The 11285-nt window shown below is 65.0% G+C and carries 9 protein-coding genes and 1 tRNA gene; 1 reads left to right on the top strand and 9 read right to left on the bottom strand.

Features of this window, described 5'->3' with window-relative positions:
- Window positions 1–378: 378 nt before the first annotated feature.
- The 9 genes from B5F27_RS14770 to B5F27_RS14725 all read right to left on the bottom strand — a co-directional run bounded on the left by B5F27_RS14770 (window position 379) and on the right by B5F27_RS14725 (window position 10383).
- Window positions 379–1191: a glycosyltransferase family 8 protein gene (locus B5F27_RS14770; protein WP_087368858.1), complete on the bottom strand. Its 813-nt coding sequence runs from the start codon at window positions 1189–1191 to the stop codon at window positions 379–381.
- A gap of 28 nt (window positions 1192–1219) precedes the next feature.
- Window positions 1220–2302: a glycosyltransferase gene (locus B5F27_RS14765; RefSeq protein WP_087368857.1), complete on the bottom strand. Its 1083-nt coding sequence runs from the start codon at window positions 2300–2302 to the stop codon at window positions 1220–1222.
- A gap of 46 nt (window positions 2303–2348) precedes the next feature.
- A complete protein-coding gene (locus B5F27_RS14755; protein WP_242962212.1) occupies window positions 2349–4088 on the bottom strand; it encodes a glycosyltransferase in 1740 nt (579 codons plus the stop codon).
- 314 nt (window positions 4089–4402) lie between these two features.
- Window positions 4403–5995, bottom strand: a complete 1593-nt coding sequence (locus B5F27_RS14750) for a hypothetical protein (protein ID WP_087368856.1) — start codon at window positions 5993–5995, stop codon at window positions 4403–4405.
- The gene (locus tag B5F27_RS14745; RefSeq protein ID WP_087368855.1) at window positions 5988–6707 is read right to left on the bottom strand and encodes an ABC transporter ATP-binding protein; all 720 of its coding nucleotides are present in this window, start codon (window positions 6705–6707) and stop codon (window positions 5988–5990) included. The genes B5F27_RS14750 and B5F27_RS14745 overlap by 8 nt, the downstream gene beginning before the upstream one ends.
- A gap of 241 nt (window positions 6708–6948) precedes the next feature.
- Window positions 6949–8343 (bottom strand): amino acid decarboxylase, encoded by a 1395-nt coding sequence (locus tag B5F27_RS14740; RefSeq protein WP_087368854.1) that lies wholly within the window; start codon window positions 8341–8343, stop codon window positions 6949–6951.
- Window positions 8340–9794 (bottom strand): thioether cross-link-forming SCIFF peptide maturase, encoded by a 1455-nt coding sequence (scfB, locus tag B5F27_RS14735; protein ID WP_087368853.1) that lies wholly within the window; start codon window positions 9792–9794, stop codon window positions 8340–8342. Before scfB ends, B5F27_RS14740 begins: the two co-directional genes overlap by 4 nt.
- Window positions 9795–9857: 63 nt before the next feature.
- Window positions 9858–10004 carry a six-cysteine ranthipeptide SCIFF gene (gene scfA, locus B5F27_RS14730; RefSeq protein WP_087249166.1) on the bottom strand — a complete coding sequence of 49 codons (147 nt, stop codon included), beginning with the start codon at window positions 10002–10004 and terminating at the stop codon, window positions 9858–9860.
- A gap of 85 nt (window positions 10005–10089) precedes the next feature.
- Complete coding sequence (locus B5F27_RS14725) at window positions 10090–10383, bottom strand: DUF2508 domain-containing protein (protein WP_087368852.1); 294 nt, start codon at window positions 10381–10383, stop codon at window positions 10090–10092.
- A 216-nt stretch (window positions 10384–10599) separates the two neighbouring features.
- Here B5F27_RS14725 and B5F27_RS14720 point away from each other — a divergent pair.
- Window positions 10600–10673 (top strand) — tRNA-Gln (locus B5F27_RS14720).
- Window positions 10674–11285: the final 612 nt, after the last annotated feature.

Genomic DNA, 11285 nt, shown 5'->3' with positions numbered 1-11285 from the left:
TTTTTGCGGCGCGCCGCGGAGGGCGCTTGCAAAAACCGGAGCGCTGCGCCAGCTTCGGCCCGGCTGTTTCGTCCACTGGACGCGCCGGGCCAAAGCTGCCCTGGACCCAGACAGAGTGGTCGCTCTGGGCAAAAGCCTAAAAAAACACGACGGCCTTGACCCGTTAAAACTTTGAGCGCTTACAAAAGACGGCCCGGTTTTTTCTTAACGGCTTTTGCCCGCCGCTCCGATTGGTACCACAGGCCCGCCTCAGCGGGCTGGTGGTTCAGTGGGTCTTTTGGTGTTGTGGGGCGCAGACTTTCTTACAAAAACCACGCCCCCGGCCTGCACGCTGCACAGGACCCGGGGGCGTTTAGGTTTTTATCTTAAATATTTCCCTCAGCCTTCTGCCGGCTGGTCCTGGGCCAGTTCCTCATGGTAAAAGACCCCCAGGGGGCCCAGGTAGTTTTTCTGCCAGGGCTTGGGCTTGCCCAGATAATGGACCACCACCGTGTTCCGGCGCACCCAGTCCAGGCTGATCTTCTCGCCGGGGGTGGCGCTGCACCGCAGGTACAAACGGTCGGTCATATTGTAGATCCGGCTGTCCAGCACCAGGGCCCGGTCCCCGAACAGGGCCGTCAGGATATCCTGGTCGGGCAGAATCAGGCGGCGGCGGTATTTTTCGGCGTAGTCCCGGATATTTTCCAGCCGCACCAGATCCCGCAGAAGGTCCAGATTCATCATCAGGACCCCCGAGTTCAGGTACCGCACCCCCTCCTCCAGGCCCAGCCGGGCCTGGTTCACCCTGTCCATAAACTTCCGGGTATGGCTGCAGGCCATGAAGGCCGCCCCGCCAAAGTCGGAGGTATACAGGGGCATCAGGCTGTTGAGGATGACGGTGTCCACGTCCAGATACAGAATCCGGTCCAGCTCCGGGGGCAGCAGCAGAGGCGCCGCCAGCCGGTAATAAATCTGGAGCGGATACCGCCCCGTCTCGGGGAAGCCCTCAAACAGGCCGTCCGGCACCGAAATCAGGGTGCACCGGTCCTGGGGCCGGAGCACCGCCCGCATCTGGGCGGCGTCCTCTTCGGTCAGGTCGGAATGGAGAACGTACAGGTCATACCGATCGGCCCCGCCGTGGCGCAGGATGGTGGCCATGCACTGGCCCCACAGGGGGACAAACTTCCGGTTGATGGAAAACAGCAGATTCATGATCCAGTCCTATCCAGGCCCTGCCGCGTCAGGCGCGGCTGCGGGCCTTTTTTTGTTGTGGGACGCGGCAGGCGCCGGGCTCTGCCAGGGCGGCGTCCAAAAAGCCCCCCGAGGCGTAAATCCGGCACAGGGCCTGCCCGATCTGGTGCAGGCTCCGGGCCTCGGCCACCGCCAGTCCCCCCTCCTGCAGGCTGGGCAGGTGTCCGTCCAGCATATCCCGCAGTTTGGAGGCAAAGCCTTCCAGGCTGTCCGCCTTATAGACCGACTTGCCGTCCTCCAGCCAGTTGTCGTACACCGGGATATCCCGCACCAGGGTGGGAATGCCGCAGGCCAACGCCTCCAGCACCACAATCCCCTCGGTCTCCTCATGGCTCAGGAAGGCGAAGGCGTCCGCCCCGCAATAGGCATCGCAGAGGGCGTCGGCGTCCACAAACCCCGCAAACAGCAGGTTGCCGGGGGCCGACTCCATGGCGCGGCGGATTTCCTCGGTGAGGAGGGCCTTGTCGGTATGGCCGAACCAGATGAACCGCACCTGGGGCATCCGGCGGGCCAGCTCCACGAAGTCGGGCAGGCCTTTGCGGACCATCCAGTGGCCCACCGAAATCACGCACTTCTGCCCCTCCGCCAGGCCGTACCTGGCCCGGAACCGGGCTGCGCGGTCGGGGTCGGGCTTGAAAAAGCCGGTATCAATGCCGTTGGACAGGGTGTAGATGGGCCGGCCAATCTTATACCCCATCAGAATCCGGCGGGAATAGACGCTGGGGGTGATGACCACATCCCCCTGGCGGTAGCAGAAAATCAGCCACCGCTTGAACAGCGGCGCCAACAGGTTGGAGCCGAAAAAGCTGTTGCGGAAGTCCTCCATGGTGGAGTGGCCATAGTAGACCACCTTGCACCCCCGGGCATGGGCCCGGGCCGCCGCCAGCGGCGCGTCGGGCAGGACGGTATTCAGGTGCACCACGCACCCCTTGGCCTGGGGCCCGGCGGGGGGAATCTCTCCCACCAGCGGCACCCCGGCGCTTTTCAGGGCGGCGGCCTGGTGTTCCAGGGCCTTGCCTACCCCGCTCTTGCGGACGGTGTTGTAGCCGCCCTGGTAAATGCAGACAGACATAGTCGAACAATCACTCCCTGCTCTGTACATCCGGCGCCGCGCCGGGTCAAATCAAACGCAGAATCGTATTCATGGCCACCGTCAGGCCGGTGCTGTAGGCCGCGATGGCGAAGGGTTTGCAGGTCAAAATAATCAGGGTGAACTGATCCCACCGCATGGAGGTGGTGCCGGCCATATAGCACAGGAAGTCATCCGGCGCCACCGGCAAAAAGATGGCCAGCGCAAACCAGCGGGAAAAACTCTTGTGCCCCATCCAGCGGTCGTATTTGATCAGCAGCTTGCGGGGGAACATCCGTTCCAGCAGGGGGCGGCCGCAGTAGCGGGCCACCCCAAAGGCCGCCAGGGACCCGATGCAGATGCCGATGTAGTTATAGGCGAAGCCGTACCAGGGCCCGAACAGCACCACGCCGGCCAGGCAGCCCAGGCCGCCGGGCAGGATGGGCACCACCACCTGTACCGCCTGGAAGGCGACAAAGGCGGCCGCCGCCCAGACACCCAGCCCCGACACCCAGCTCTGGAGGGCGTTCAGGTCGGTGAGGAGGCCCCGGTGCCAGGCCCAGACACCCAGCCACAGGCAGAGGAAGAACCCCACACCCGAGGCGGCCGCCGGGACGCCGGCGGGCAGTCCGCCCGGGATGCGGCAGCGGCGTTCCACCGCCTCCTCATACACCTGGAGGGCCTGCTGGGCGAAATGTTCCGCCGAAAAGCGCTCGGCGGTGGCCAGGGCGCCCTGGCGGAGGCGGCGGGCGGTATCGGGGTCGGACAGGGCCGCCAGGGCCTCATGAAAGCCGGCGGCGTCCTTCCACTGCCAGCCGTTCACCCCGTCCTCCACCACGCCATCCAGGCAGGGGTCGGCCCGGACGATGGTGGGGGTGCCGCAGGCCAGGGCCTCGAAATAGGTCAGGCCCTGGGTCTCGCTCTGGGAGGCGCAGACAAAGGCGTCCCCCGCCTGATAGTACCGCACCACCTCGGCGGGCGGCACCATGCCGGCAAACATCACCCGGTCCACAAGGCCCAGGTCGGCGGCCTGCTGTTCCAGCTGGGCCCGGGCGGGGCCGTCGCCCACAAACAGCAGCAGGGGCCGGCTCTCGGCCGGCTCTCGGGCCAGCAGCCGGAGCAGTTCGCCGTGGTTCTTCTCGGCCGCCAGACGGCCGATGGACACCAGAATCCGCTCGTTCTCGGGCAGGCCCAATGCCCGCCGCAGGGCCGGGCGCTGGGCGTCGTCGATGGGGTGGAAGGCCGCCAGGTCGATGCCGGTGGGCACCGTATACACCGGGCAGCTCACCCCGTAGTGTTCCAGCAGGTCCGCCACCTTGCCGGTGGGGGCGATGATGGCGTCGCACCGGCCCGAAAACAGCCGGGTCAGCTCCTTGACCGCCACACGGCCGCAGCGCTGGCTGGGGATGATGTAGCGGGTATAATCCTCATAGGCGGTGTGGTAGGTATGGACCAGGGGACAGCCGCACCGCCGGGCCAGCCGCCACGCCGGCAAAAAGGTGGAAAATTCACACTGGGAATGGATGATGTCGGGCCGCCAGTCGGTGAGAACCCGCATCCAGCGGTTCCAGGCCGCAAACCGCACCCGCGCCCCCGGATACACCCGGTCGGCGCTGAGGCTGCCCAGATAAATCACCCCGTCCTCCTCATAGGAATGGTTGGTGGACGACAAGGTCAATACTTTTACATCGTGGCCCCGGGCCATCAGTTCCCGCCGCAGCAGGGTCACCGATCGCACCACGCCGTTCACGGCCGGGGTCCACCAGTCGGTGGTCAGCAATATTTTCATAAACAAGATCCTCCGTGGCAGGAATGCCATGACGGTTGCAATTTCTTTCCTATACCATTCCCAACGATTCAGCGGGCCGGTTCTTTACAAAGAAAGGCGTTTTCACAAAATTCTTACAAAGTCGTATCCTGTATTCCCCAAAAAAGGCGGCCCGCCGTCCCCACGGCAAAGAACCGGCGGACTTGTTTGTGTCCGCCGGTCCGGCTTCGCCTTCGATTGTATTGTAGCAGGTTTTGGAAAGTGCCGCAAGGCAGTTTACCATTTCTTTGCACAATCTTGCCGCATTGATAAAAAAACGCAGTGGCGGGGCCATTTTACAGCCGTGCGAAGGCCGCTGTTCCCCACCGGCGCAGCAGGTGCAGCAGTCCGATGCACCCCGCCGCCGTGACGGCGCAGCACGCCGCCAGAGCCCCCGCCGGGCCCAGCAGGCCCCGGGTCACCCACCACAGTCCCGCCAGGGCCGCCAGCGCCGCCCAGCCGCCGAACAGGGTCACCACCGGGGCGGCGCTGTTTTTGACGGCGGCGGTCTCATTGGTCCAGTGGAGGTTGGGCAGCCGCAGGCCCAGAACCAGACCCGCCGCCCCGGTCAGCAGGGTGAACAGGGCGGTCTCCGCCAGCACCAGACCCGCCGACAGGGCGTCGCAGCCCAGCAGCCACACCACGCACCCCGCCGCGGCCAGGGCGGGGGGCAGCGTCAAAACCAGATGCAGGTCCAGCTTGGCCCGCAGGGCCTGCCAGGGGGTCACCGGCAGGGACTGGATCAGCCAGAGGGTCCGCCCTTCCAACGACACCGAGGGCGGGGTAATCAGGCTCATGGCGGCCACCGAGCAGACCAGGCCGCAGCCCGCCGCCGGGCCACAGGCCCCGGCCTGGGGCCAGAGGGCCAGCAGAGCCCGCAGGTCCTCCGCCTTCCAGACCAGCACCGGCACCGCCAGTACCATCAGGATGGACGCCATGGTGCTGTTCACCATATAGCTGGTGCTGCCGGCCAGCCGCAGCCATTCCCGGCCCAGCAGAGCCCGCCGGACGCTGTGGGCCCGGGCGGGTTTTTCCCGGTAGGCGGGGCGGGCTCCCGCCCGCCGGGTGGTCATCATCCGCAGGTAATTCCGCCGCAGCACCAGCCAGCACAGGGCCAGGGCACCCAGACCCGCCGCGGCCAGCAGGCCCACGGCCCACCCTTCCCCTGCGGCGGCGCTGCCCAGCAGGTACACCAGCCAGGCGCTTCCTCCGAGGGTCTGGACCTGGTCCAGATGGGTCAGCAGCCAGGTCAAACCCTGGCGGACCCCCACGTTGGCCCCCAGGGCCAGGGCCAGCACCGCCACCGCATAGACCAGGTTCAGGACGGCCTTATACCGGGTGATGCGGCCCCCCAGCATAGCCGCGGCCCAGCCCGCCAGGCAGGACACCGCCAGCACCAGGCAGCCCAGAGAGGCCAGCACCGGCACCATGGCCAGGGCCGCCGCCACCGGCCGGGACCCCAGCACGAAATACACCCCATAGGCCGGGGCCAGCACCAGGGCCTGATACCCCAGCCCCAAAAACCAGACGTATCCCATCCGCACACCCAAAATCATCCCCGGCGGGATGGGCAGGGAGAGAAGCATTTCATTGTCCCGGGCGGCGTAGAGGGAGCTGTAGGCCATCATGCCGCCCCCCAGCACCCCCACCAGCAGAGCCGGGGCTGCCGACAGGGCAAAATACAGCCAGTCCAGACCGGCGGCGGTGAGGGGCGGGCAGATCAGGGCGTCCAGCACCCCCACGCTCCCCATCACCAATCCAAACAGGCACACCACCAGCACCCCGAAAGCCGCCGCCTTCCAGCCGGTTCGGCGGCGTCCGGTGGCGCTGCTCCGGCGCAGGGGCGCCGTCAATTCCAGCAGCTGTTTTTTCACCAGGGCTTTAAGCATGGCCGTTCTCCCCTTCCAGTTCCAGAAAGACCTCTTCCAGCGAGTCGTCCCCCTTGACCTCCTCCATGGTTCCGGCCCGGACCAGACGCCCGCCCCGGATGATGGCCACCTTGTCGCAGAGCTTTTCCGCCACTTCCAGCACATGGGTGGAGAAGAAGATGGCCCCGCCTTCGTCACACAGCCGCCGCATCAGCACCTTGAGCTGATGGGCGGCCCTGGGGTCCAGGCCCACAAAGGGCTCATCCATCAATAGCAGTTTGGGGTCGTGGAGCAGGGCCGACAGGATGGCCAGCTTCTGCTTCATGCCGTGGGAGTAGGCGCTCACCGGCTGGGCCAGGTCCCCGGTCAGGCCGAACAGGTCCCCGTATTCCCGAATCCGCCGGGCCCGCCGTTCCGCCGGCACCTGGAATATATCCCCAATGAAGTTCAGGTACTGGATGCCGGTCATGTACTCGTACAGGTCGGGGTTATCCGGGATATAGGCCATCCGCTGTTTGCAGGCCAGGGGGTCGGTCCGGATGGACACCCCGTCCACCAGGATCTCCCCCGCGTCAAAGTGCAATATCCCGCAGCAGCTCTTGAGGGTGGTGGTCTTGCCGGCGCCGTTGTGCCCGATAAAGCCGTAAATCTCTCCCGGGCGGATGTGCAGGGACAGGTCGTCCACCGCCTTTTTGTCCCCGTAAACCTTGGTCAGATGTTGAATCTTCAGCATGCAGGAATCTCCTCCCCTGTCCAGACTTCCCCCCCGCCGGGCGGAGGGTGTGTATCTTTTTGATATCAAAATCATATCACACCATTTTCTCCCTGTCAAGCTGCCGGCGCAAAAAAAGCGCCCCCGCCCAAAGGGCAGGGACGCGAAAAAACAAGGGTCAAAGACTCCGGGGCGCAGGGCGCCAGCGGGCGCGCCCGCGGCTGGAGGTTCCAGATCCTCCCAGAGGGCGGCGGGCGCAGATTTACGCCAGCACCGACACTTCCCCGATGCCGAAGGCCTCCAGCAGCCGGAGGGCCGCCGGGCCGATGGTCTCGCCGCTGACGGCGATGGGGATGGCGGGCGGACAGGACACGGTGGGCAGGGCGCAGACCCGGCCCAGAGCCTCCCGGGCGGGGAGGCGGACCTGGCGGCCCAGAACCGCCTGGCGAATGGTGCAGGCGGGCTGTCCGGCCTGGCGTTCCAGGTCCTCCCAGAGGGCGGCGGGCAGGGCGGCAGGGCCCTCCCCTGTCCCGGGATGGGCGATGGCGTCCAGGGCAGCGTCCCGCACCCGGTCAAAGTCCCGGGGCGGGTTGTGGGGGGTGAACATCAGCACCAGATACCGGGGGTCGGCGTACTCGCACTCCACCCGGTGGGCCCGGAACAGCTCCGCCAGTTCCTGGCCGCTGCGGCCCGCCGCTGCCCCGTCCAGCACCAGTTTCAGGGGCTCGGAGGGACGGACCAGACCGGGGCACCGGGCGTCCAGCCGGGCTTTCAGGGCGTCCAGCGCCCGGATGCAGTCCGCCAGACGGGCGGGCCAGTCCCCTGCCAGCGCCCCGGCGCACAGGTCCAGGGACTGCAAAATCAGATAGGAGGGGCTGGTGGAGCCGAACAGGCACATGGCCCCCCGCACGTCCGCCGGGTCGGGATTCAACAGGCCCCGGCCGGCGTGGAGGTAGGCCCCGCCGGTGAGGACCGGGAGGGTCTTGTGGGCCGAATCGCAGCACATGTCCGCCCCCAGGTCCATGGGGTGGCGGCTGCCCCCGGGCAGAAACCGCAGATAGGCCCCATGGGCGTTGTCCACCAGCAGGGGCACCCCACGGGCATGGCACAGGGGGGCCAGGGCGGCCACGTCCTGCACCCCGCCCAGGTAGTCGGGGCTGGTGAGGTAGACGCCGAAGGGGCGGCGGCCTTCCTGTTCCAGGGCGTCCAGGGCGGCGGACAGCCGATCAGGGCTCACCGGGCAGGCGCAGAGGCTGGCGTCGGGGCCGGCCGGGGGCCACAGCCACCGGACATCAAAGTCCAGCAGGGCCGCGGCATACAGAAGGGCCTTGTGGGCGTTGCGGGCCGCCAGCAGCACCGGCCTGCCTTCCCCCTGGGGGGCGGCCTGCAGGGCCAGAAACAGCATGGCCCGGATGCACTGGGAGGAGCCTTCCGCCCCGTACCAGGTGCCTGCGGTGCCGAACAGCCGGGCGGTGGCCGCCTCGCTCCGGGCGATGATCCCCTCGGCCTCGTACAGTTCATCCGCCCCGGCAATCTCAGTCAGGTCCAGGGCCTCGCAGCCCAGAGGGCCGGTCCCCTTGTGGCCCGGCATATGGAGCCGGGAGGTGTCCGAGGCGGCGTAAGCCCGCACAAAGTCCGCGATGGGGGTCAGGCTCATTCGGCGCAGCCCTCGCCGTCGGCGCAGGCAGTGCAGGTGCCGCCCAGCTGGACGGGAACCTCAATGCCCTGGGCGGCCAGGTCCTGGTTTTTGGCCACCTCGATCATGATGGCGCACTCGATCCGCTTCTTGAACAGCTCGCAGCCGTACTCATACACGCCGCTGATGCTGCCGGTGGCGTGGTAGGCGTTGGCGGCACAGCCGCCCGAGCAGTACAGCTTGGCCCAGCAGTCCTTGCACTCGGGACGGGCGTAGGCGTTGCAGTGGCGGAACTCATCCTGTGCGGCGGTGTTGGTGACGCCCTTCCAGATGTCGCCCAGCAGGTACTTGGGATCGCCCACAAACTGGTGGCAGGGGTACAGGTCGCCCCAGGGGGTGACCGCCATGTACTCGGTGCCCGAGCCGCAGCCCGAAATCCGCTTATAAATGCAGGGGCCGCCGGTCAGGTCGATCATATAATGGTAGAAGGTGAAGGGACGGCCTTCCCGCTCCCGGCGCAGCATCTCCTTGGCCAGCAGCTCGTACTGGTCCAGCAGCACCGGCAGGTCCTCTTTGGTGAGGGCGCAGGGATCGTCGGGCTTGGACACCACCGGCTCCATGCTCAGCTCGGTAAAGCCCAGGTCGGCCATGTGGAAGATATCCTTGGTGAAGTCGGTGTTGGCGTGGGTGTAGGTGCCGCGGATATAGTAGTTCTTGTCGCCGCGGGCCTTGACGAACTTCTGGAACTTGGGGACGATGGTGTCGTAGCTGCCATGGCCGGCGTAGTCCACACGCAGGCGGTCGTGGATCTCCTTGCGGCCGTCCAGGCTCAGAACCACGTTGCTCATCTCCCGGTTGCAGAAGTCGATGACGTCGTCGTCGATCAGCATGCCGTTGGTGGTGAGGGTGAAACGGAAGTTCTTGCCCGTCTCCTTCTCACGCTGGCGGCAGTAGGCCACCAGGTCCTTCACCATCTGCCAGTTCATCAGCGGCTCGCCGCCGAAGAAGTCCACTTCCAGGTTGTGGCGGGTGCCGGAGTTCTCGATCAGGAATTCCATGGCCCGCTTGCCCACGTCCAGGCTCATGAGGGCCCGCTCGCCCTGATACCGGCCCTGGGCGGCAAAGCAATAGGAACAATTCAGGTTGCAGGTGTGGGCCACGTGCAGGCACAGGGCCTTGACCACATGATTCCGGTTCTTGAAGTCAAAGGCCATGTTCTCGTAGACGTCGGGGCTCCACAGCTTGCCGGCGGCCTCCAGGGCCGCCACGTCGTCCAGGCACTGGGCCAGGTCGGCGGCGGTGACGTCGGGGCGGTCGGCATATTTTTCCAGCAGCCGGGCGGTGATCTCCTCCCGGGTGGCTTCCTTATACAGGGCGATGACGTCGTAGGCCACCTCGTCCACCAGGTGGACCGAGCCGCTGCAGGTATCCAGCACAATATTGTAGCCGTTGAGTTTATACTGATGTACCATTCTTTCCTCCGTGATACACAAAAAAATGCCGCCCGGCAAAGGCGGCATCGGATGGGGCCAAGATTACTTGTTGCTGTTCTCGCACTTCTGGTTTGCCACGCCGCAGGAAGTCTTGCAGGCGGACTGGCAGGAGGTCTGGCACTCGCCACAGCCGCCGGTCTGGACGCTCTTGGTCAGGTCGCGGGTTGCAATGGTCTTGATTCTCTCCATGGTATGTACCTCTCTATCTTATCCATTACGCCCCAAACAGGGCGCGCGTATTCTGTTTGTATGATAACACGGTTTACCTTCCCTGTCAAGGGTCGTCCTCCCCGAATGCGGGCAGCCCCGCCAGGATGGTGTGCAGGCCCAGTTCCCGGGCGCGCTGGATCAAATAACGGTACCGGCACAGCAATGCCTGGCGCTCATAAATCCGCTGTTCCACCAGGTCGGGGTCCACTTCCAGGTCGAACATCATGGCGTTGCGGCGCAGGCAGTACAGGCATTCCTTGATTTCCTCCTCCAGCTCGGGGTGGTAGCGCTCATGTTCCACGTCCCGCGGGATGCGGCGGGACAGCAGGCTGGGACGGCGGGGGGCGGTCTGGGACATACGATCTTCTCCTTCCACAGTTGACACCATACAAAAAACACGGAGCCCGGTCCTTTTCGGGGCCCGGCAAAAGCCTCTTTCTTATTCTACGCACCCCGCACGGAAAAATATGCCGGATTTTTTATTTTGGGGGTTGACAATCCCATCCAACCTGAGTATAATAATCACCGTCGGCAGCGCAAACGACTCGCCGCCCGACAGAAAATCAAAATCCGATGGGGATTTGCATAGTGGTAGTGCGGTAGACTCTGACTCTACTTGTGGGAGTTCGATTCTCTCATCCCCAACCAAAAGGCTTCGCCAAACGGCGAGGCCTTTTTTCTTTTTTCAAAAAGAAACCTTTCTTTTTGAAAAAAGAAACAAAAACTTTTTACTGTGTACCATACAGTTTCCGGGTCTCCGACACTTCCGCGGGGCCTTTACGCCAAAAGCTCGCTCGCGGCGTTTGCGCCTGCGGCGCGGTGCGATGCATCGTTTCGCGTAGCCTGGTTTCTCTCGCCCGGTACACTCCAAAAAACAACAAAGCCCCCGCTTCTCCAAAAGAGGCGGGGGTTTTCTGTTGGTATAGGATTTCCCACGGGCCCCGCGTCCGCCAAAGCGGACGCACTCAGCAATCGGAGCGGCGGGCAAAAGCCGTTAAGAAAAACACCCGTGCCGCCGTTTGAGGCCCTGAAAGTTTCTACGGGCCAGGCATGACAGTGTTTTTTAGGCTTTTGAACGCCGCGACTTCTGCTTTTGGGTCCAGGGTTCAGACCCTGGTCGTTAGGGTGGGTAGGGAGTCCAGAGGCTGCGGAGCCGAGGCGCTGCCTGCGGCAGATACAGCCGAGGCGGAGCAGGGGCAGCCGTCCAAATTTTCAAGCGGGCAGCGCCCCGCGCTGAAAATTTGGGTAACGGCAACCCGG

It is taken from the genome of Faecalibacterium sp. An192, from assembly GCF_002160175.1.
Lineage (GTDB): Bacteria > Bacillota > Clostridia > Oscillospirales > Ruminococcaceae > Faecalibacterium.
Note: the sequence above shows the minus strand (reverse complement) of the source record. Positions and strands in the feature narration are given on the sequence as shown.